This window comes from Pseudomonas sp. CFBP 13719 (genome assembly GCF_014842095.1).
Lineage (GTDB): Bacteria > Pseudomonadota > Gammaproteobacteria > Pseudomonadales > Pseudomonadaceae > Aquipseudomonas.
The window spans coordinates 750632-768429 of sequence record NZ_JACYVB010000002.1 but is presented as its reverse complement, the minus strand read 5'-3'; the positions used below and the strand labels follow the sequence as shown (position 1 = coordinate 768429).

Genomic DNA, 17798 nt, shown 5'->3' with positions numbered 1-17798 from the left:
GGAGAAGGCTGTGAGCCCAGAATTTCGTCAAAAGAAGCTTGAATTGAGCCTAGGATGTCTAGTGTCTTCAGGCGTGACTTACGGAGATCCTCTCATCCTGGATCTCGAACGAATGAGCCAGGCCTCAGAGTCAGCAGATTCTGGGGCCGGTGCCACGATGTTCTCCATCCCGCTTAAGGGTGGCCTGGAAGCATTCGACATCTCATTGATGAACACCGGCCTCATGGCTCTTCGGGAATACGATCCCAAGCTCAATACCTGGAAGGTTGTTGCCTACCAGGGCAACCCTGGTCATCTCGTGGATCTTGCCAACGATATGCTGGTAGGATGCAGGTGCTCCCACCTGATCGAGAACAAGCGCCGTGTCCACTGAAGATCTTTTGCATCAATTTGCTGCACGTATCGTTTCTTTATCCCAGGCCATGGGTTTGGATGACGAAGATGAGCGTCTGCTCTGGGAATACCTGGCGACTCTCCCTGAAGGCATTAGGTTCTCGAAGGGCGCCGATGCCATCAAGCTGCTCAAGAAATACGCCGAGACCAGTCCGGTGCTCGTTCGTGGGTGGAAGGTGTCAGCCTGCATCGACCCCATCTTTATCAAGCCTCGCAAAGGCCTGCTGGCCAGGCTCAACAATAAGCCACTGCATTTCACTGATGAGAGCTCAGTGGTGATGGTGTGTCATGACCAGGACGAGCTGTTGGCCAAGATCACCCGATACACGCAGATGGAATGCTTCAAGCTCTGGTTCGATCGACTTCAGTCCGTGCTGCGCGACGACGGCGTCAATTGGAATCCACCCGTCTCAACCGACATCATTGTCACGATCGAGCTCAACAGTGATCAGCTCCTTCCTGGCCAACCTTCCCTGAACACACCACCTGGTGTTGGGTTCGATCAGCAAACACAAGATGTTGTGGTTTAGGTCGATTATTTGCCCCAAAGTGACGAACGAATATTGGATATATTGCTGATCCGTGCTTACAATACGGTTAGATCAATCCAATTGGGCGGCAGTAATAGCCGCCATTTTTGTCTCTTGTAGGGGGAAACACCACATGTTGAGCTGGGATAACGAAGACGAATTGCCGACATCGTCGGGCGGAACGGTCAAGGAGGGCGCCGCAGCGATCCTGGCTGAAGCTTTGGCCGGTATCGACGATCTCGACATCGCTGCAGGTGAACGTGAAATCGCCGAGAGCCATCAGGGCCGAGTTCAGGTGAGCCAGAAGCAGATGATCAACGCCAGGGCTGACGTGAACCAGCTCGTTCCATTCAAGTACGAATGGGCATGGCAGAAGTATCTGGACGGTTGCAGCAACCACTGGATGCCTCAAGAGGTCAACATGACCACTGACATCGCCTTGTGGAAAGACCCCAACGGTCTGACCGATGATGAGCGTCTGATCCTCAAGCGCAACCTGGGCTACTTCTCTACCGCAGACAGCCTGGTGGCCAACAACCTGGTGCTGGCTGTCTACCGCCTGATCACCAATCCTGAATGCCGCCAGTACATCCTGCGCCAGGCATTCGAGGAAGCGATCCATACTCACGCCTATCAGTACTGCGTCGAGTCCCTGGGCATGGATGAAGGCGAGATCTTCAACATGTACCACGAGGTGCCATCAGTTGCTCGCAAGGCTGCCTGGAGCATCAAGCACATGGGCGCCATTACTGACCCAGGATTTCAAACCGGCACTCCGGAAGCTGACACCACCTTCCTGAAAAACCTCATCGCTTACTACTGTGTCACCGAAGGCATCTTCTTCTACTGCGGTTTCACCCAGACTCTGTCGATGGGCCGTCGTAACAAACTGGTCGGCGTGGCAGAGCAATTTCAGTACATTCTGCGCGATGAGTCGATGCACTTGAACTTCGGTATCGACATGATCAACCAAATCAAGATCGAGAACCCACACCTGTGGACTGACGAGCTCAAGCGAGAAGCGACCCGCATGATCATCCAGGGCACCTTGCTAGAGATCGAGTATGCCCGCGATACGATGCCACGCGGCGTCCTGGGCATGAATGCGGCCATGATGGAGGAGTATCTCCAGTTCATCGCCAACCGCCGCCTGACTCAGATCGGCCTGCCTGAAGCCTATGTGGGTGTGAGCAACCCCTTCCCCTGGATGTCCGAAATCATGGATCTGAAGAAGGAGAAAAACTTCTTCGAGACACGAGTTATCGAATACCAGACTGGCGGCGCCCTGTCCTGGGACTGATCAGCAGCAAAGAAAAGGGGCCCTCAGGGGCCCCTTTTTCGTAGTGGCTGCCCTGTGAGTCACTCAAACATCTTCTGTGCGGCATCACTCTCCAGAAAGCCGGCAGCTCGAAACATCTGCTGAAGATCCGCCAGGGGATAGTCTTGGGAGATGCAAAAGCTGGCCTCGGAGTCCTCTTCGCAAATCAGCCCCTGGGGGTAAAGCCGCTCCATCACCCTGCCCAGGTGAATGGAGTCGAAGCATCCATGCTTGTCGAAATAAGGTTTGTAGACAGCCATCAAGGATGAGCAAACCTGAACGCCATTTTCAAGGTGGCTTTCGAATGCCACGTAAAAGTCCGAAGCCTTGAGGGTTGAGGCCTGGGCATTGAGGATATCGTCAGGGTCAGTTGAGAGGGTGCCCTCTTCTTCGTCAACCCACACCTGGCCAACCTCGTGATGGGAGAACAGGCGAATATCTTCGTTGTGAATGTTCTTGAACTTGGACACCCGCTTCCATGCTTTGGCGTTGGTGGTTGGGTACGCTTCTACGAGGAGGGTTTTGCAGTCAGAAGTGCTCATGAGGGCTCCTGTGAGAGGTTTTGGCAATATACGGTGAAGATGGCATTGGTCAAGTCGGCTAGGCGCTAAAAAGGCCCCTTGCGGAGCCTCTGGGGCTAGAGCGAAGGGGAGATCTCTGTTGCCTTCTGGGGAACAAGTACTTGTTGCAGGTTGATCATGTGGCCCAAGGCGAACTGGATATATTCCTGGCCAGGCGGCTTCATCAGTCGAAGGCCTTTGACGATCGAGGGTGAAACAAACTTTTCCATCTCGGTCATGAAGGCTGATGAGGCGTTCACATCACGCAGACGGGCAATCGACTCCTCCAGCTTTTGAGCAAAGTCCTGGGCGCCGTAGTCGCTGAGCTTCTTTCTGACGAGTTCGAAATCGGGGGTCACTCCGCGATCAGAAAGAAACTTGAGATCCCAAAGGTCGCGAGCCTTGAGGTATTTGCGGTTGGCAATGGCTGTGAGCTTGTCCGCCATGATCTCCTGCTCTGATTCAACTCTCAGCATGATGGCGGAGTGGGTGTCATCCAGGAAGCCGTACCGAGGCTTCATCAGTTTGGCACCGACGTCATGCGCCGGCACGTTGCAAAACTCAACCTTGATCATCTGCTTGCGCAAAAAACCTGGGATCGAAATCTTGAATTGCCAGGTGCGTACGTCGATCCCATTGAACTCGTTTTTTGACGGGGGCTTGACTTCAAGCTCAAGGCCATACCGATCGGTCATCTGCTTCTTGAGAAGCTCCACCATACCGTCAATGACAAAGCCCTTGTTCTCACCCGCACCAATGACGAAATCCAAATCTTCGCTGTAGCGCTGACCGCTGTAAAACAGGCGCAGTGCAGATCCCCCCTGGAAGGTGACCTCACGGGCAAGGTCACTGTCGCTCAATGCCTTGAGGATGTCGTAGTGCAGCAGCTCCTTGACGACGACGTCTGGAGGCGCTCCATTGGATTGGGCCTGGGCCTGCTCCAGGAGCTGGGAAAATGCGATCTTCATGGTCTTTCCTCTTGTTGTCCTTTTATCCTAAAGGCCACCCCAACCCAGTGTCACTCCCTTTCATCCTCAGGGAGAACCAGGTCGAGATTTCGCGCATAACGCTGAAGATCCTCCAGGGCTTTATCCGGAGTGGCCTCCCAGATCTGACGCTGCTGGTTGCGCTCCAGCTTTCCCATCCAGGCCTGGGTAGACTCTTCAGTGTGAACAAAGTCGATGTCGCCCAGAAGTGTTGTGTAGCGGTAGCTTCTGCCGGTGGTTACAAACGTCAGACAGAATGGCATCTGGCTGATCCAGCCGTGCTCACTGAGCACCGACTCGACACTCAGGTAGAAGTCTTCGTTGGGTCGCAAGAAGTTGGCCAGGCGATAAAGCCCAAATGCCGGAGGCTTGAGGAAGGGGTTGGCATACAGCTTGGGCCCCATGCGTTCGATCAGGCCTGCTTTGCAATGTCTGGACATGGCCACCCTGAAGTAGCCGCGCTCAGGGTAACCAAGGCTGGCCATCAGGGTGTTTTCGGGAATGCACCAGACGCCTGCATCGGCGAGCTCTCTGCATTTTGCGATCAAAAGCGTGCGTTTCATGACCAGGCTCCAAGCATTCACCCTAAGGTAGCAAAAAAACCTTGGATATCAAGGAATAATTATCGAATTTGATAATTATGTGGGGATCTTGAGCGATGGCTGATTCAGGACGTAAAAAAAGCCTCTTGAAGGCCTCTGGGGTGCGCAGGGCGCGCCGTTGTCTGACACTGGCCGGCATTAACGACAAAGGCCACCGTTGTCGATGGCCTTCATGAGGGTGTTTTTGCTGGGGCGCTTGCGGGCTTGGTCTTGTGCGGTCTTTGCTACACGAGATCGGTAGAGGGGAATTTGCACCATGGACTTGGCCTGGGAAAGACCGGATTTTCCGCCCTTGTGCTTGGCTTTCTTTTTCATGCTCCTGCTCCTGAAAAACAAACGGGCCTTGCGGCCCAGTTGTACGACACGGGTAGGTACCCGCGTTTTATTTTCTATGATACCAGGGAGTGGAGCCACGTCAATATATGGCTAAACACCGTTCATCAGAGATTGAGCTTGCTGCCGATCTCTTCGAGCAGGCCACCGGTCATGTCATCTGTCTTGGAGATGTCGCACAAGGACATGCGGCCATTGTCGTTGAGCTGGTAGATCAATGAGAAGTAGGGATCGCTTTTGCTGCTCGACAGAGTCTTGAGCACTACCACAGCGTAGTCCCCAGAGTTGTCCTGTGCACTCTTGACCGTGACCAGGCCCAGGCGAGCAGAAGGCTTGCTCAGCAGTGACTCGTATCGCTCCACCAACTGGGAGCCAACGACAGGTACCACCTGCTGCTTCATCTCCTTGAAAGAACGATCGGGCAAGCCGACGCGCTCCCGATAGCCGCAACCGTCTTCGAGCATGCCGGGCACCTGGGTGTTGAGGATCATTTTCCAGCTGTAGCCCTTGCTCCGCTGGTCGACGAGCTTGGACATGAACTCCCTTGCCGACCCCTGGGCGTGCTGTCTGACTGCGTTGTCGAAGGCGGGGTCGGCGTTGGCCAAAGCCGGCAACAAGGCAAGGCCTATCAATAGTCGTTTGAACATTCTGGAATCTACCGTTGCTTGACAAAAAGTCAGTTCAATTTATAATGAAATAGTGAAAATCTCAAGTTAGAGGCGTCATCAATGCGTAAATTATCTCTGCTGTGTGCCTTGGCAATGACCGCTTCCCTCACCGGTTGTGCGTCCCCAGGCAATAGTTATCAGCAGCCAACCCGCTTGGACGTGGGTCGCATCGTTGATGTTCAGAAAGTCGCTACCAGCGGTAGCTGGGGTACGGGGGCCGCGATCGGCGGCGTAGCCGGGTTGCTTACAGGTGGTGGTCATTCCACCGAGTCCAAGGTTATCCGTACGGGCATCGGTGCGCTGGCAGGCGCTGCAGTAAACAAGGCGCTGACCTCTGGCCAAACCGAGACTCAGCTTGTGGTTCAAAACCGCTACGGGCAGATGTTCCAGGTCGTTCACGACCAAAGCGACATGTACCCTGGCGACTGCGTCCAGATCCAGACACGCTACGATGGCCAGATGAAAATCTACCGTACCAGCCCAACCCAGTGCAATTTTTGAGTAAACCGACATGAAAGACACGACCCAGACCTGCATAATCAGCGACCGCTTCCCCTTGATAGGCGGCTCGAAAGTCACCTTCTCGGCGAGTGGTCAGCTGCTTTTTGCTGATATTCCTCTGGGTTGTGAACTGCCGTCCGAATTCGAGGTCATTCTTGATGGGGACGGCTTCACGGTAGTTGAAGACGGGCAAGGTCACTGCGTCTGCGACGATGATCGCGACGCGTTCACAGCTCAGGTATTTGGATGAACTGCCATGAATGCACAGCGAGCGCTGGTCGATATTTCTGAAAACATTCGCCAGGTGGCGATCAGCATGTCGGGCAAAAAGCCCAATGCACGTATGCAGGAAAGGGATGGAGTGTTCCGTTTCGAAGGCTTTTCCGGAAGCGCCCTGGTGGATTTGGTGGGTGATTCGATCACGTTGCTGGAGCCTCGATCTACGCTTGTTGTTTATTCCAGCCTGATCGACCTCGAAGACGACGGAGAGAAGGCGCTACTGGTCGCAGGTCGCGTATGCGACGAGATGATCTCAATCTACCGTCAGCAAGTCATGGTGTGATCATGAAAGGTTTCCTAATCATCCTGGTGTGCTTGGTGCTCGTTCTGCTTGCAGCCTTCCACCCCCAAGCCAAGCGCTATGGGCAAGAAGCTTCTGCCTGGTTCTCCGCCTATTTGGAGGCCGGTGCCTGTGACAAAGACGACCGAGAATCCCAGCAGGCATGCGCAGAACAGCAGAACCGCCTTGCCGGCAAAATCGATGCTCGTCTGGACATGACTGACCAGCAGCGTGCTCTCAACAAAGCCCTGGAGAACTGAGATGACCAGTCTTTCGGCTGTTATTGCCATTCTGCAGGCTCAACTTGCTGACGCCTTCGCTGAGCTTGCCTGTCGATCAGCGAGCCTGGCCAACGCCTTGCTTGAACGCTTTCCAGGGTACCGTCAAGCCAAAGAGAATCTGTCAGACAGTTTCTGGCAGGGCGAAGCCAGTCGAATGCTGATGGCGATCTCCTCGGCGCCGATGCCAATTTACGAAGAAAGCGATTATTAGTATTGACAGTTTGGCAATACATCCTTAAGATCGCCTCCAAGCAACATATTTCCCAATCCACGCATTTAGCGTGTTTTATAGGCAAGCCTACCTCCCCCGGTCTTGCCTATTTTTTTGTCCAGAATTCAGGAATGCTCAATGAAGAGACTATTTGGCTTGATCTTCGCAGTACTGGCAGCCTCGGCACAGGCTGATGTCCAGATCGCAGACAGCTTCCAGGGCGCAAAGAAGCTGCTGGAGCAGACCTACAGCGACAATCGGGTCGATCGCTATTGCGGCTGTACCTTTGATGCCAAAAAACGCGTTGACCTGGCCAGCTGTGGGTACGAGGTACGCAAAAACGAAGCGCGTGCCAGCCGTATCGAAATCGAGCACGTGGTGCCGGCAGAAAACCTGGGTCGCCAGTTCGCCTGCTGGAGAGAAGGCAAGGGCACACCAGGTGGTGGCCGAGAGTACTGCATGAACCATGACCCAAATTTCGTCCAGGCCCACAATGACCTGCACAACTTCCTGCCAGTGGTGGGGGAGGTCAATGCTGACCGCAGCAATTTCCGTTACGACCAGATCCCAGGCCCCGCCACCCAATATGGCGCCTGCCAGTTCAAGGTCGACTTCCAGAATCGCCGGGCCGAGCCGCCAGATAATCTGAAAGGCGATGTAGCTCGGATCACTTTCTACATGCGCGACACCTATGGCCTGCGGTTGAGCGATCAGCAGACTCGCCTGTACGAGATCTGGTCTCGCCAGGATCCTGTAGATCAGGTTGAACTCGATCTGGATCAGAAGATTGTGCGGATCCAGGGCAACTCCAACCCTTATGTCAGCGGCAAACAAGCTGTGGCTGCTGCTCCCAAGCCATTCGTCAACGTCCAGGCACGGCCCGAGCCGATCCTTCATCAGGCGGCAACAGGTTTTAGCTGTGAGACCCGCAAGTCCTGCAAGGCCATGAACTCTTGCGAAGAGGCCAAGTTCCAACTGACCCAGTGCGGCAACAAGCGCCTGGATGGTGACGGCGACGGCGTTCCATGTAACGCTTTGTGCCGTTGATAGACTCACGCCAATAGTCGAAGGAAAAGGACAAGCGCTTTGAAATATGAAGACCTACCGGTAGACGCCTGTTTCGAAATTGGTATCGAGCAGCGAAACCAGGCGAGCTATGGCTATCTGAGCAAGCCGCTCATCGACTCCCTGGCCGACCTATTTGCGGGTAAGCGGGTTGTCGAGGCTTATGCTGGCCGTGGCATCCTTGCCTCCATTCTGGCTGAGAGAGGGGTTAACATCCACGCAACCAGTCTGCGCATGGGGCATGATTGCAGCGAATCGATGGGACACTTGTGCGACGTGGAAAACTGCTCGGTGCTCGATGCGGTCATTCGCTATGGTCATGAGATGGATTATCTCCTGGTCTGCTGGCCCCTGGCCGACGAGACACTTTGGCGCACCTTGGCCTACCTGCCAGAGCACGTGCGCATCGTGTTCATCGGAGAGATCACGGACTACCTGAGCAAGCCCATTTTTCTTGGAGGTTGTGCAAGTGATCGGTTTTTCGACTCGGTTGTCGACTGCGAAGATCTGACCGCAACGTTGCGATACCCAACGCCACGCCATGACAAGATCAAGGTTTACAGGGCCATTCCTGGATTGAGCCTTGTATAGGGGGATTTTGCGATGGTATCGACCAACTCACCCAAGGCGAAGCAGGACACCTCAAAGCTGCCGCGAGCCTTGACGCCATGCGAGTTCGACTCAATGATGCAAGAAATGGATTCGGCAGGCAGATGGATGCAGAACCAGCTCAAGCAGCGCAAAAAGCCTCGGCAGGAATCAACGTTGGAGATGTGATCGCCAAGGTATCTCATTCACCCCTGCCGACCGCAGCCTTTCCCAGCGCTACGGATCCCAACCAAGAGAAGTTAAAGCTCAGGGACGTTGATCCCGAGCCCTGATTGCCCTTCACGCCAGCATCAGCCGATCAAACCCAATCGCAAATCCGATCCCCTGCCGATAGGCACCTCCGCCCACGACTTGCTTCTGGGCGCCCAGGCTCGGTACCGCAATCTCGAACCCATCCTCGGTGTAGTAGTCCAGCCCACGCTTCACGCCGGCATTGACTTCGAAATTGTCAGTCTTGAGTGCAACCATCCGGGCAGCAAGGGCAAGCAACTCGTCTCTGACGCCTGGCGTGCTCGGGTTGATGACCTCCATGCCGAATTGGAAGAACTCGCGGTAACGACCCTCCTGCGGTCGTTCGTACCTCCAGCAGCGCTCGAAGTACCACAGGCGCACATCCTTTCTGCCTTTGAAGTATTGATCCGCGATCAACTGCACCGTGGCTGTGGCTTCAGGGCGCAGGCAGAGCGAACGACCCTTTTTGTCAGCAAAGACGTACATCTGATTCAGAATTTCCCCGCCAGCTTTGTCGACATAGACCTGGGATGGCTCGATACAGGGCAGGGTGATCTATTCAAAGCCTGCCTCCTGGGCGATGTCGATCAGCTGGTTGAGCAACTGCCTGCGCGATTTTGCTTGGTCTCCGGCAATGATGCGTACGCCACGAGCCTGATTTTCGATGCGGTATTCCATGATATTCACCTTGATTACGTAGAAACAAAAAAAGCCCTCCGGAGCGCAGGTGCTGGGAGGGCTTTCTTGGTGAACAGGGACTACGTTTCACTCAAGCAATGGCTCTCCCAGCCGACGATGTGGCTGTGCATGATGAAGTGCTGTACGAGCATTCAAGGTGTTCATGGTTCAAGCTTACCGAGTGAGACAGGAATTGGCAAACGCTGGATCAGGGAGCGCCAAGATGGCGCCGCAGATTGTCGTAGTGCCGGGCGATGTTCTCTGCGCCCACACCGTTTTTAGAGTGAACGAGGCATTCAGGCAGATTCATAAGTCCATCCAGGCAGCGGTCGTGCATCCACTTGAAACAGGTATAGCCTGTGAGCTCCTGGCCCGATGCTGTGAAGTCCTGCAGATCATGATCGAAGGAGATGACATCGAAGATCTTGCCAGGCTGTAACAGCGCCTGGGTGAAGGCTTCAAAGGTGCGAACGATTGTCCACTCGATACCCTCGGCGTAGATCAGCCACGTGACATCGTTCGGTACGCGCTCATCGTCGAGGAATAGGCCGTTCATGATCCTGTCTTTCAGGGGTTGAGGTGCGCGGACGATAGCGCTCCCGTGCGCTCATTTCAAGATAAATTGATCTGGATACTATTTTCAGGTGAGGCTACTTGTCGCAACTGGATGAAAAGTCACACCTTTTGTCAAATTTGTCAGATCAATATACGATTAAAGGTTGTTTTCATGGGCTCGGTTGTTATAAAAAGGATATTGGGCGAGGTCATACCTCACAATTCATAGCGAGGAACACCCGGTGCGTTCGCAAGCACTCAATCTCAAAATGCTCGTGGTGAGCATATCCATGGCATTCATGCTGGGATGCACGCCGCACCAGACCGCTACAGACATTGCAGAGTCGCCCATTCAGGCGAAGCGGGACGATGCTCTCGAACGCTCCATCGACCAAGCGACGATGGCGTATCTCAGCGGCCCGAGCTCACCGTGGGCGAGTCTTTCAATTCTCTTGAAAGGTGCCGAGAAGCCCGCTCCAATCAAGCCTGCGGCAGCGCCCGCCCATCTCAAATCAGAAGCACTGGCTCAAAGCCTGCAAAGTCAGCTTGAGGTCGACCCTCAAATCGCTGCCAAGCTCGCGCCCCTGATCGAGAGGAGTGCAGCCAAGTACAGCGTTCCCTCGTATTTGATCGCTGCGGTGGTCAACAAGGAGACGGAATTTGACAACAAAAAACGCTCATCTGCCGGCGCCATTGGCCTGGCCCAGATCATGCCGAACGTTTGGGGCAAGGAATGCCGGGGAAACCTGCGGGTGGACGCGGTGAATATTGATTGCAGTGCGAAGATCCTCGCCCATTATTACGACCTGTCGGGCGACTGGGAGCAGGCATTGGCCTATTACAACGTTGGCCCAGGCAAATATGAGCGTAGTCGCAAGGCAAGAAGTGTGGGGCATCGTTACGCGGCGGGTGTGATGAACGAGATGGGAAGGATCAAGCAGGAACGTGAGGTTGTGCTGGCTTCGATCCAGCAGCAGCTGTGATGGGCTTTCAGGGCCCTCCCTGGGCCTCACTATCGAAGATCAGGGGTTAGTCTTTCTTGCCGTCTACCACACGCACCCAGCTTGGGCGCTCGCGTTTCTCGACAGCAGGCTGTCCAAACGGGGTGGCTCTTGGGCTGTTGGCTGCTGCTACCTTGGCTTGCTTCTCCATGTCAGCCATAAGCTTGGCGCCTACGCGCTCCATGATCTTGCCGTTGATCAGGTCGATGACTTCTCGCTGGATGTGATGCTGAATGCTGTCGGTTGAAACCAGAGCCATGTCGGCAGCTTGCTCGACGATGGTTCTCACGACATTGGTGTCGGTGGTTTCGAGCAGCGCATCGGAAACCATCTCGACCAGGTCGTCTTTCTCGCCACTGTCGATCATGCCGGAGAAGATGTTGAAGTCGTGCTGACCCTCGGAATCAACCTGGTGGGTGATGATGTTGACCAGGTTTTCAAGCTGCGCGGCGATGTCACGAAGGTTGCCCATGGCCAGGCTGTAGCGCTCCATGACTTTGAAACTCATGACCAGGCAGTTACCAATGAACGCGAAGTCCTTCATGTGGGTGGACATGTACACCATGTCGCCATCGCGGTAGTAATTGCCAAAGACGTTGCCGACTGCCGCCTCGAATGCTTGTGCATCACGCAGACAGGTGTCTCGGATATCGCCCTTGTTTTGCTCTTCGAACTCGCGGATGCGCTGGTTGGCATCGCTAAGGGTGCTACTGGCGCCGAACAGGCCCGCCGTTGTCAGCTGATCGAAATGGCGTGCGCCAAATCCACCGTCATTGTCATCATCGTAGGACACTATCAGTCCTCCCCAAAGTTCGAACGGCAAAAATACTCACCGTACTCACCACTGTCAAGCAATTATGGAACAATGGTGGCACTCAGATGTCATGGATTGAAATTTGCCTGCAATGTCAATTTCTTTGGACGGATGGCATTCGAAAAACCAGTCAAAACAGGGGATTGGCTCAGCAGCCAACACTCTTTCGATCTTGGGGCTTGGCAAAACCATGCCGCACGATTTATAACTAAATTGAGAGATTTATTAACCATTCAGGTGAAGCACATGAGCAAGGTTTTTTCGGTCACAACCCCCAAGGATTCCGAAGTGGGTCTGAAGATGGATATTCGCCAGGCAGATGACGGCAAATGGCGCGCCTTCATCAAGGAAACAAAGGACGGCGTTGAAGTAGCAGGCGCGCCTGTGCGTGTGGGCTTCCTGGAGAAGATCGGCGAGGGCGACAATGGGTTCATGGTCATTCGCGCCGCTCTGCGCGTAAAGAACGAAGACGGCTCCTACCAGACCCGCGCCCGTCAGAAGGACGGCAAGTTCCTGGATGCGCTGGGTAAGGAAGTGGACAGCGAAGACAAGGCTGCACGCGAATACGTGCTGATGAGCCACCGCGCTGACCCAACCAAACTGGTGTTCGGCCAGATCGCCACGATCAACGTCAAGAACCTCAAGGCTGACAAGGTCACGCCGACCGTGATGACTTTGCTGACCTTCAAGCTGTACAGCGACGACGAGGCCCTGGATCACGAACGCCGTCATCACAAGCTTCAGATGGTGGGCAAGGATCACGCTGACTACGCCGATGGCTATGAAGAGCTCAAGAAGCAGCGCAAGGTCACCGGCAAGTGGGCTGACTTCTTCATTGCCTCAGGCCATGACGTGCTGCGCGAGATGGGCTTCAGCATCCGTGAGCGCGCTCGCAAGGGCCAGGAAGCAGATATGTCCCCATCGGCTTAACCATATATTGGTGGCCACAGCCCGAGAAATCGGGCTTTTCTTCGAAAAAGTAAAATTCGATTAAAATAGTTATTGACGCCCCGGTATAGCATCCCTATACTTTGAAACGTGAACTGGCAACAAGCCAGACACCCAAATCCAACGCGAGGAACACATCATGCAAAAGCACACTATCGCCGGCAACCTGGTTTCTGCTGCTACTCTGGCCACCCGTGACGGTCGCGACAGCCTCTCCTTCGTCGTCGCAATCAACGAAGGCAAGAACGCTGCCACCGGTGAAACCTACACCACCTACGTCCCTGTGATCGTCTCCGGCGCCAAAGGCTTCGCTGACTCCGTCAAGGAATACCTGGTCAAAGGCAAGCAGGTCACCGCTTCCGGCGAATCGTACGTCAGCGTCAACGAGAAAGACAACAACGTCTACCAGAACCCAGGCATCCGTCTGCGCAGCCTGCGCAACGGCCTGAGCCTGTCGGGTGAAGGTACTCCGATCAACGCTGCGAACGTTGCTGATCACAACCAGCCGATCTCGCAAGATGCACAGGAAGCCGTCGGCCAGCAGGGCGAAATGCAGGAAGAAGTTCTGCAAGAAGGCCCAGGCGCATCGAACGACGTGGGAGACGATGACATCCCGTTCTAACTGAGAACGGTTCTCATCTGAGAACACAGACAAAGCCCTGATATTTCAGGGCTTTTTCTATTGTGCGAACAAAACATACATAACCTTAGAGGTCGTGTATAAAAACTTTTTTTGAATCAAATATTGTGGATTTGCGAACTGATCGTAGTTAGAATCGGCTTGGGAATAAATTGCCAATTTGGCAACACCCTGGCAAGTGAGGTAATCGTGAGCACCAAGATCCCCATGATGGTCATCGGTCAGACACCGCGTGGCAAGAAAAGCGTCAAGGTGGTTGAGTTGTGCGTGTCGGCTGATGAATACTCTAAGGGCGACCATTATCAGGAAGCTCTGCGGCTGGCCTTCGAAGAGGGGCTGATGGGCCCTATGATGGCCCTGGCGCCTGAAGATGCCATGTTGATGGTCGACGGTATCGCCACGTTGAAGCAATGCCTGCTAGGCACTGACGCGGTGGTGAGCATCAATTCTCGGGCAAAAACATCAGCCCAAGAAAAAATGTCGAAAATTGCTTAAAAACTCTTTAAATACATATTGACTGCCTAGTATAGCTTCCATATACTGGAAGCGTGAATCGGGGATAAACCCCGATCTCAAAAATCCCAACGCGAGGAAATACCCATGAGCATGAACAAACTGAACATCACCGGCAACCTGGCTGCTGACGCTCGTTACAACAAGGTCAAGGAAGGCTCGTTCGCTGTTTCCTTCACCGTGATCTGCAACAAGCGCGTCAAGGATCAAGCTGCTGAAGGCGGCTACCGCGACCAGACCACTCCGTACCAGGTCTCCCGCTTCCTGACCAGCGAAGACAGCGCCAAAAAGCTGGCCGAGCACCTGACCCGTGGCCGTAGCGTCGATGTAGAAGGCGCGTTCCGCAAGAACCCCAAGTCGAACACCGGCACCAACGGCAAAACCTACCACAGCTGGTCGGTCATCGCTGACGAAATCGAGCTCGGCGCCAAGCCAAAGCCAAAGGCTGATGCTCAAGCGGCTGCCTAATCAGCCCTTTGCTTGAAATGGGTGGCCTGCGGGTCACCCTTTTTGTATAAATTGAATTTTGAATCAGGAAGACACGAATGAGTGTGAGCGCAAAGAAAATCGAGACCATGGCCGACGAGTGGATTGCCGGGGATAATTCTGTCCGAACCAGCATCCAGCAAAGCCTGCGGGGCTCTACGGGCTTGAACCAGCTGCTGGATCGCATCGGCAGCAAGTTGGACGAGGCTAAGGCCCAGCCAGCACCCCAGGCTCTGACAGCCTGATCACTGCGCAGATTCAAGAGAAGCCGGCATCTAGCCGGCTTTTTCTTTGCCTGAGAAAAAGTCTGGCGCGGCTCGTGAGGTGATTGGGCTTGATCGTCTGGGCCTGGGAGGGGGAGGGGTCGTCCTTTCCGGCATAGCCGGGCTATGAGGGGTCTGGAGCTTGCCTCAATGGTCTGTTAACATTCCCTTAGAAGTAGAAAAATTCCATAAAAATAAGAGGTTGCGATGACCCAGCAGTATTTCAACAGCCTGGAAGAAAACGAGGCGCGCATCACTGGCGTGCTGATGAATCCAGCCAAAACATTCGATCACCGGGAAAACCTTGCCACTCTCAAGGTATCGGCGAAGTCGTTCACCAAGACCTTTCACGACAACAGTCGAAGTTCACGCCGCGAGCACATCCTGGTCGAGCTCCACGACGAAGCCGCCCGCAAGGCTCGCAACTACGAGGCAGGTGACATCCTGCACGCCAAGGGTCAATTGTCGATCCGTGACTGGACGGATGGGCAGAACAAGCGCCACATTCGTATGGTGCTGGTCGTGCAGTATCCCAGGGACGTCAACAAGATTGGTCAGGCTCGTGCGCTGGACGCAGAAATCGAGCCGGAAAGTGAAAATGTTGATTGACCGCCATGTATAGAATATCTATACTTCGATCAAGCACTTAGCGGAGCAAAAAAGCCGCTTGCTACACATTTTTGAATGCCGCTTGGCAAAGTATGTCCGCTCGCGTTGGACAACTTTTAGGGACTCTTTTGAGTCCCTTTTTTTTGCCTGATGAAATATCACTATTTTGAATTGACAATTTGTCAATTAATCCCTAGATTGGGCTCCACGGTCACTGACCAGTTATTTTATTTCAAGGGGGAAGATTCATATGTCAGCATCCAAGGTTCAGCAGTTCCACGATCTGCAAAAATCCATCGCGCAAAACAAAGCTCGCCTGGCTGAGATTCAGCCGCAGGTTCAAGAGCGTCTGGACATGGTCGAGTTGTTCACCATGGAAGCCAACGAAAAGGGCTTCAACCTGGAAGAGCTGGTCTTGGCCATGTGCCCGCACCTGGATCCTGCCAAGCAAAGTGCAGCGGCTGCTCCGGCGATCAAGACTGTCAAAACTCGCAAGGCTCGCGTGGTCAAGACCTACCTGAACCCGCATACTGGCGAGAAGATCCAGACCAAGGGTGGCAACCACAAGCAACTCAAGGAATGGAAGGGTCAGTGGGGCGGCGACGTCGTTGAATCCTGGGTGCAGGATCAAGCCTGATCCGCGCCGGGCGGGGGAGTGAATCTCCCGCTTGCTTTCCTTCCAATTATCATTATACTCGTCGAATCAACCGCTTAAGGACACCCGGCAATGAGCCAGACCTCCAAGAAGATTTCGATTTCCCAGGGCCTCAAGTTCGTCGAGCGCCTGACCCGCCTGATTAACGAGCAGCAGGGCGAACTCAATCGCCTGGGTCAAGCCGTGGTCGTGAGCTTTACCTCGGAGAAATCCAAAGTCGAAGAGCGTCAGGCTCAAGTCGACCAGAAGCTGACCCAGATCAACGCGATGTATGCGGCCCTGGTCAATCTGCGCAGCACCATTGGCGCGAAGAACAGCGAAATCGGTCTGCACGCCAAGCTGGCCCAGCAGGCTGTCCTGCGCAACCAGAAGGCTGGCCTGGAAGCCCTCCAGTACAGCCTGGCTCATCAAGGCAGCGCCATTGAAATCGGCCTGCTGGATGAAGCGCTGGCGCGTCTGGAGCGCAAAGAAGAGCTGCCAAAGATCCAGGTCAAGGTGCTCTCGGCTGAGAAGGCTGAAGAAATTCAAACACTGATGCGCGACATCGATCGCCAGATCATGGTGATCAACGATGAAGTGCACCGGCTCAATGGCGTGACCCAGTTCGAACTGGCGATGCCTGTAGAAATTGCGGAACAAATCGGCCTGTTCGCCTGACCTGGGAAGATGTCTCCGAGAGTGGGGGTAGGAGACACCGGTAGCCATCCTCGGATGGGCCGTGGTCAAAGAGCCTCATAGGTGGCTTCACCATACTGGAGCTGACCTCTGGTCAGCAAAGAAGCAGTCTTTGGCACCAAAAAAACAGATGGCCTTAGCGCCGAACGTTCGTTGTTGGAGCCTGACGCACCCTAATTCGTTGTCAGTTATTCGTTGATCGTCTGATCTTCGAAGCCATCTAAGGCCACCTTCGGGTGGCCTTTCTCTTTTCAGCATATTGACGATTTGACAATACGCAGTATACTCCACCTATACATCATCAGGAGATGGCCATGAAAACCTATGTTGCTCGACCCCAAAACGGTCGCCTGGGTCGAATGGTGGGTCTGCTGTTGAACACACTGGCGTCGGGCTTTGCGCTGCTGGTGTTGATCAGCGGCGTAGTCGGACTCATCGGTGACCGAAACGAATCCACGCTCCTTTGCCTGGGTCTTGGCGCAAGCCTCATGATCCTGTGCCTGCAGGGCTTCAAAGGGCCTCTTCAGGCGAGCGCACTATAGAAGGCGTCACATACCCATAAATAACGGGGTGGGGCGCGTCAGCGCCGCCCAGGAGGCTACATGAGCACCTTAACCATGCCAGGAATCAGACCCTTGTATGCTGCCAGACGATCTGAACTCATCGTATTAACGGGGGAGGTCGTCTGGTTTGCGCTGCATTTGAGTAGCCTCATGCTGGTAGGCTTGTCGATGTTCTGGTCGTACAGGATGATTGGCATGATCTCAGATCCGTTTCTGGCGCTTGAGCTGTTCGTCTTGCTGGGCGCCCTTGGCCTCTACCTTCTGACTGCAACAGGCTTTCACCTGTCATACCTGCTGGGTCGTTCGAGCCATGAAGGCTAAATCCCCCAGGCCACTCCCTAATTCGCGCCTGCGCATTGTCTACTGGCTTCTGGCCAGGCTTCTCGTTGCGTATGAGTACGTAAAGCCGACGCGTAGGACACTGGATCTTGACTGACGCTGATGCCTGAACCAGTGGTCAGAAAGACCTTTGCTTTTGAGCGATCAGATCGACAGAAGGTCTGGATTGTCGCTCCCGTTTGCCGATACACTGAAAGTCTATTCGATTAACG

Annotated in this window: 31 protein-coding genes; 22 read left to right on the top strand and 9 right to left on the bottom strand. The window is 54.3% G+C overall.

The window, feature by feature from the left end; all coding sequences use genetic code 11:
• Window positions 1–10: 10 nt before the first annotated feature.
• From IFT57_RS09425 to IFT57_RS09415, 3 genes are all read left to right on the top strand, one after another.
• Window positions 11–373 carry a hypothetical protein gene (locus tag IFT57_RS09425; RefSeq protein ID WP_122530682.1) on the top strand — a complete coding sequence of 121 codons (363 nt, stop codon included), beginning with the start codon at window positions 11–13 and terminating at the stop codon, window positions 371–373.
• On the top strand, window positions 363–923 hold the full coding sequence (locus tag IFT57_RS09420) for a hypothetical protein (protein WP_122530684.1): 561 nt from the start codon (window positions 363–365) through the stop codon (window positions 921–923). Before IFT57_RS09425 ends, IFT57_RS09420 begins: the two co-directional genes overlap by 11 nt.
• Before the next feature lie 133 nt (window positions 924–1056).
• Window positions 1057–2223, top strand: a complete 1167-nt coding sequence (locus IFT57_RS09415) for a ribonucleotide-diphosphate reductase subunit beta (protein WP_122530686.1) — start codon at window positions 1057–1059, stop codon at window positions 2221–2223.
• 59 nt (window positions 2224–2282) lie between these two features.
• On the opposite strand, the gene IFT57_RS09410 is transcribed toward IFT57_RS09415, so the two are convergent.
• From IFT57_RS09410 to IFT57_RS09390, 5 genes are all read right to left on the bottom strand, one after another.
• Complete coding sequence (locus IFT57_RS09410; protein ID WP_122530688.1) at window positions 2283–2783, bottom strand: hypothetical protein; 501 nt, start codon at window positions 2781–2783, stop codon at window positions 2283–2285.
• Window positions 2784–2878: 95 nt separating this feature from the next.
• Window positions 2879–3769, bottom strand: a complete 891-nt coding sequence (locus IFT57_RS09405; RefSeq protein ID WP_122530690.1) for a nucleotidyl transferase AbiEii/AbiGii toxin family protein — start codon at window positions 3767–3769, stop codon at window positions 2879–2881.
• A gap of 50 nt (window positions 3770–3819) precedes the next feature.
• A complete protein-coding gene (locus IFT57_RS09400; protein ID WP_122530691.1) occupies window positions 3820–4350 on the bottom strand; it encodes a hypothetical protein in 531 nt (176 codons plus the stop codon).
• Window positions 4351–4527: 177 nt separating this feature from the next.
• Window positions 4528–4704: a hypothetical protein gene (locus tag IFT57_RS09395; protein WP_163020447.1), complete on the bottom strand. Its 177-nt coding sequence runs from the start codon at window positions 4702–4704 to the stop codon at window positions 4528–4530.
• 125 nt (window positions 4705–4829) lie between these two features.
• The gene (locus IFT57_RS09390) at window positions 4830–5369 is read right to left on the bottom strand and encodes a hypothetical protein (RefSeq protein WP_192151256.1); all 540 of its coding nucleotides are present in this window, start codon (window positions 5367–5369) and stop codon (window positions 4830–4832) included.
• 81 nt (window positions 5370–5450) lie between these two features.
• Between IFT57_RS09390 and IFT57_RS26975 the strand changes: the two genes are divergently transcribed.
• From IFT57_RS26975 to IFT57_RS09350, 8 genes are all read left to right on the top strand, one after another.
• Window positions 5451–5891, top strand: a complete 441-nt coding sequence (locus IFT57_RS26975; RefSeq protein WP_241032645.1) for a hypothetical protein — start codon at window positions 5451–5453, stop codon at window positions 5889–5891.
• A gap of 10 nt (window positions 5892–5901) precedes the next feature.
• Entirely contained in the window at window positions 5902–6141 is a 240-nt protein-coding gene (locus tag IFT57_RS09380) for a hypothetical protein (RefSeq protein WP_122530695.1), read from the top strand.
• A gap of 6 nt (window positions 6142–6147) precedes the next feature.
• Window positions 6148–6453: a hypothetical protein gene (locus IFT57_RS09375; RefSeq protein WP_122530696.1), complete on the top strand. Its 306-nt coding sequence runs from the start codon at window positions 6148–6150 to the stop codon at window positions 6451–6453.
• Window positions 6454–6455: 2 nt separating this feature from the next.
• A complete protein-coding gene (locus tag IFT57_RS09370) occupies window positions 6456–6710 on the top strand; it encodes a hypothetical protein (protein WP_122530698.1) in 255 nt (84 codons plus the stop codon).
• A gap of 1 nt (window position 6711) precedes the next feature.
• Window positions 6712–6942: a hypothetical protein gene (locus IFT57_RS09365; protein WP_122530700.1), complete on the top strand. Its 231-nt coding sequence runs from the start codon at window positions 6712–6714 to the stop codon at window positions 6940–6942.
• A gap of 138 nt (window positions 6943–7080) precedes the next feature.
• Complete coding sequence (locus IFT57_RS09360) at window positions 7081–7989, top strand: endonuclease (RefSeq protein WP_122530702.1); 909 nt, start codon at window positions 7081–7083, stop codon at window positions 7987–7989.
• A 39-nt stretch (window positions 7990–8028) separates the two neighbouring features.
• The gene (locus tag IFT57_RS09355; RefSeq protein ID WP_122530704.1) at window positions 8029–8598 is read left to right on the top strand and encodes a hypothetical protein; all 570 of its coding nucleotides are present in this window, start codon (window positions 8029–8031) and stop codon (window positions 8596–8598) included.
• A 122-nt stretch (window positions 8599–8720) separates the two neighbouring features.
• Window positions 8721–8888, top strand: a complete 168-nt coding sequence (locus IFT57_RS09350) for a hypothetical protein (RefSeq protein ID WP_163020448.1) — start codon at window positions 8721–8723, stop codon at window positions 8886–8888.
• Between the two features lie 7 nt (window positions 8889–8895).
• Here IFT57_RS09350 and IFT57_RS09345 read toward each other — a convergent pair whose 3' ends face one another.
• The 3 genes from IFT57_RS09345 to IFT57_RS09340 all read right to left on the bottom strand — a co-directional run bounded on the left by IFT57_RS09345 (window position 8896) and on the right by IFT57_RS09340 (window position 10081).
• Window positions 8896–9396, bottom strand: a complete 501-nt coding sequence (locus IFT57_RS09345; protein ID WP_122530705.1) for an ATP phosphoribosyltransferase regulatory subunit — start codon at window positions 9394–9396, stop codon at window positions 8896–8898.
• Window positions 9397–9402: 6 nt separating this feature from the next.
• On the bottom strand, window positions 9403–9525 hold the full coding sequence (locus IFT57_RS27120) for a hypothetical protein (RefSeq protein ID WP_274605185.1): 123 nt from the start codon (window positions 9523–9525) through the stop codon (window positions 9403–9405).
• Window positions 9526–9733: 208 nt separating this feature from the next.
• Complete coding sequence (locus IFT57_RS09340) at window positions 9734–10081, bottom strand: cyclic-phosphate processing receiver domain-containing protein (RefSeq protein ID WP_122530707.1); 348 nt, start codon at window positions 10079–10081, stop codon at window positions 9734–9736.
• Between the two features lie 241 nt (window positions 10082–10322).
• Here IFT57_RS09340 and IFT57_RS09335 point away from each other — a divergent pair, with 241 nt between their 5' ends.
• Window positions 10323–11063, top strand: coding sequence for a lytic transglycosylase domain-containing protein (locus tag IFT57_RS09335; protein ID WP_122530708.1), 741 nt, complete (start codon window positions 10323–10325; stop codon window positions 11061–11063).
• Between the two features lie 46 nt (window positions 11064–11109).
• Here the strand turns inward: IFT57_RS09335 and IFT57_RS09330 are convergent, their stop codons facing one another.
• On the bottom strand, window positions 11110–11874 hold the full coding sequence (locus tag IFT57_RS09330) for a hypothetical protein (protein ID WP_122530711.1): 765 nt from the start codon (window positions 11872–11874) through the stop codon (window positions 11110–11112).
• Window positions 11875–12141: 267 nt separating this feature from the next.
• Here IFT57_RS09330 and IFT57_RS09325 point away from each other — a divergent pair, with 267 nt between their 5' ends.
• The 10 genes from IFT57_RS09325 (at window position 12142) to IFT57_RS09280 (ending at window position 17568) form a co-directional block, all read left to right on the top strand.
• Window positions 12142–12825 (top strand): hypothetical protein, encoded by a 684-nt coding sequence (locus IFT57_RS09325; RefSeq protein ID WP_122530713.1) that lies wholly within the window; start codon window positions 12142–12144, stop codon window positions 12823–12825.
• 157 nt (window positions 12826–12982) lie between these two features.
• Window positions 12983–13465 (top strand): single-stranded DNA-binding protein, encoded by a 483-nt coding sequence (locus tag IFT57_RS09320; protein WP_122530715.1) that lies wholly within the window; start codon window positions 12983–12985, stop codon window positions 13463–13465.
• A 207-nt stretch (window positions 13466–13672) separates the two neighbouring features.
• Window positions 13673–13978: a hypothetical protein gene (locus tag IFT57_RS09315; protein WP_163020449.1), complete on the top strand. Its 306-nt coding sequence runs from the start codon at window positions 13673–13675 to the stop codon at window positions 13976–13978.
• Window positions 13979–14083: 105 nt separating this feature from the next.
• Window positions 14084–14464: a single-stranded DNA-binding protein gene (locus IFT57_RS09310; RefSeq protein ID WP_192151254.1), complete on the top strand. Its 381-nt coding sequence runs from the start codon at window positions 14084–14086 to the stop codon at window positions 14462–14464.
• A gap of 77 nt (window positions 14465–14541) precedes the next feature.
• The gene (locus tag IFT57_RS09305) at window positions 14542–14727 is read left to right on the top strand and encodes a hypothetical protein (protein ID WP_122530721.1); all 186 of its coding nucleotides are present in this window, start codon (window positions 14542–14544) and stop codon (window positions 14725–14727) included.
• A gap of 225 nt (window positions 14728–14952) precedes the next feature.
• Window positions 14953–15354 carry a hypothetical protein gene (locus tag IFT57_RS09300; protein WP_122530723.1) on the top strand — a complete coding sequence of 134 codons (402 nt, stop codon included), beginning with the start codon at window positions 14953–14955 and terminating at the stop codon, window positions 15352–15354.
• A 250-nt stretch (window positions 15355–15604) separates the two neighbouring features.
• Window positions 15605–15991 (top strand): histone-like nucleoid-structuring protein, MvaT/MvaU family, encoded by a 387-nt coding sequence (locus IFT57_RS27155; protein ID WP_122530725.1) that lies wholly within the window; start codon window positions 15605–15607, stop codon window positions 15989–15991.
• Between the two features lie 90 nt (window positions 15992–16081).
• Complete coding sequence (locus IFT57_RS09290; RefSeq protein WP_122530727.1) at window positions 16082–16666, top strand: hypothetical protein; 585 nt, start codon at window positions 16082–16084, stop codon at window positions 16664–16666.
• A 332-nt stretch (window positions 16667–16998) separates the two neighbouring features.
• Window positions 16999–17226, top strand: a complete 228-nt coding sequence (locus tag IFT57_RS09285) for a hypothetical protein (RefSeq protein WP_122530729.1) — start codon at window positions 16999–17001, stop codon at window positions 17224–17226.
• A 60-nt stretch (window positions 17227–17286) separates the two neighbouring features.
• Window positions 17287–17568, top strand: a complete 282-nt coding sequence (locus IFT57_RS09280) for a hypothetical protein (protein WP_241032646.1) — start codon at window positions 17287–17289, stop codon at window positions 17566–17568.
• Window positions 17569–17798: the final 230 nt, after the last annotated feature.

Excerpts from the sequence above, each read along its gene's own strand:
- IFT57_RS09390 (WP_192151256.1), bottom strand. The coding sequence starts at position 5,369 with ATGTTCAAACGACTATTGATAGGCCTTGCCTTGTTGCCGGCTTTGGCC.
- IFT57_RS09410 (WP_122530688.1), bottom strand. The coding sequence starts at position 2,783 with ATGAGCACTTCTGACTGCAAAACCCTCCTCGTAGAAGCGTACCCAACC.
- IFT57_RS09375 (WP_122530696.1), top strand. The coding sequence starts at position 6,148 with ATGAATGCACAGCGAGCGCTGGTCGATATTTCTGAAAACATTCGCCAG.
- IFT57_RS09405 (WP_122530690.1), bottom strand. The coding sequence starts at position 3,769 with ATGAAGATCGCATTTTCCCAGCTCCTGGAGCAGGCCCAGGCCCAATCC.
- IFT57_RS09310 (WP_192151254.1), top strand. The coding sequence starts at position 14,084 with ATGAGCATGAACAAACTGAACATCACCGGCAACCTGGCTGCTGACGCT.
- IFT57_RS09305 (WP_122530721.1), top strand. The coding sequence starts at position 14,542 with ATGAGTGTGAGCGCAAAGAAAATCGAGACCATGGCCGACGAGTGGATT.
- IFT57_RS09370 (WP_122530698.1), top strand. The coding sequence starts at position 6,456 with ATGAAAGGTTTCCTAATCATCCTGGTGTGCTTGGTGCTCGTTCTGCTT.
- IFT57_RS09285 (WP_122530729.1), top strand. The coding sequence starts at position 16,999 with ATGAAAACCTATGTTGCTCGACCCCAAAACGGTCGCCTGGGTCGAATG.
- IFT57_RS09365 (WP_122530700.1), top strand. The coding sequence starts at position 6,712 with ATGACCAGTCTTTCGGCTGTTATTGCCATTCTGCAGGCTCAACTTGCT.
- IFT57_RS09340 (WP_122530707.1), bottom strand. The coding sequence starts at position 10,081 with ATGAACGGCCTATTCCTCGACGATGAGCGCGTACCGAACGATGTCACG.
- IFT57_RS09350 (WP_163020448.1), top strand. The coding sequence starts at position 8,721 with ATGGATGCAGAACCAGCTCAAGCAGCGCAAAAAGCCTCGGCAGGAATC.
- IFT57_RS09320 (WP_122530715.1), top strand. The coding sequence starts at position 12,983 with ATGCAAAAGCACACTATCGCCGGCAACCTGGTTTCTGCTGCTACTCTG.
- IFT57_RS27120 (WP_274605185.1), bottom strand. The coding sequence starts at position 9,525 with ATGGAATACCGCATCGAAAATCAGGCTCGTGGCGTACGCATCATTGCC.
- IFT57_RS09325 (WP_122530713.1), top strand. The coding sequence starts at position 12,142 with ATGAGCAAGGTTTTTTCGGTCACAACCCCCAAGGATTCCGAAGTGGGT.
- IFT57_RS09280 (WP_241032646.1), top strand. The coding sequence starts at position 17,287 with ATGAGCACCTTAACCATGCCAGGAATCAGACCCTTGTATGCTGCCAGA.
- IFT57_RS27155 (WP_122530725.1), top strand. The coding sequence starts at position 15,605 with ATGTCAGCATCCAAGGTTCAGCAGTTCCACGATCTGCAAAAATCCATC.
- IFT57_RS09395 (WP_163020447.1), bottom strand. The coding sequence starts at position 4,704 with ATGAAAAAGAAAGCCAAGCACAAGGGCGGAAAATCCGGTCTTTCCCAG.
- IFT57_RS09415 (WP_122530686.1), top strand. The coding sequence starts at position 1,057 with ATGTTGAGCTGGGATAACGAAGACGAATTGCCGACATCGTCGGGCGGA.
- IFT57_RS26975 (WP_241032645.1), top strand. The coding sequence starts at position 5,451 with ATGCGTAAATTATCTCTGCTGTGTGCCTTGGCAATGACCGCTTCCCTC.
- IFT57_RS09360 (WP_122530702.1), top strand. The coding sequence starts at position 7,081 with ATGAAGAGACTATTTGGCTTGATCTTCGCAGTACTGGCAGCCTCGGCA.
- IFT57_RS09400 (WP_122530691.1), bottom strand. The coding sequence starts at position 4,350 with ATGAAACGCACGCTTTTGATCGCAAAATGCAGAGAGCTCGCCGATGCA.
- IFT57_RS09300 (WP_122530723.1), top strand. The coding sequence starts at position 14,953 with ATGACCCAGCAGTATTTCAACAGCCTGGAAGAAAACGAGGCGCGCATC.
- IFT57_RS09380 (WP_122530695.1), top strand. The coding sequence starts at position 5,902 with ATGAAAGACACGACCCAGACCTGCATAATCAGCGACCGCTTCCCCTTG.
- IFT57_RS09290 (WP_122530727.1), top strand. The coding sequence starts at position 16,082 with ATGAGCCAGACCTCCAAGAAGATTTCGATTTCCCAGGGCCTCAAGTTC.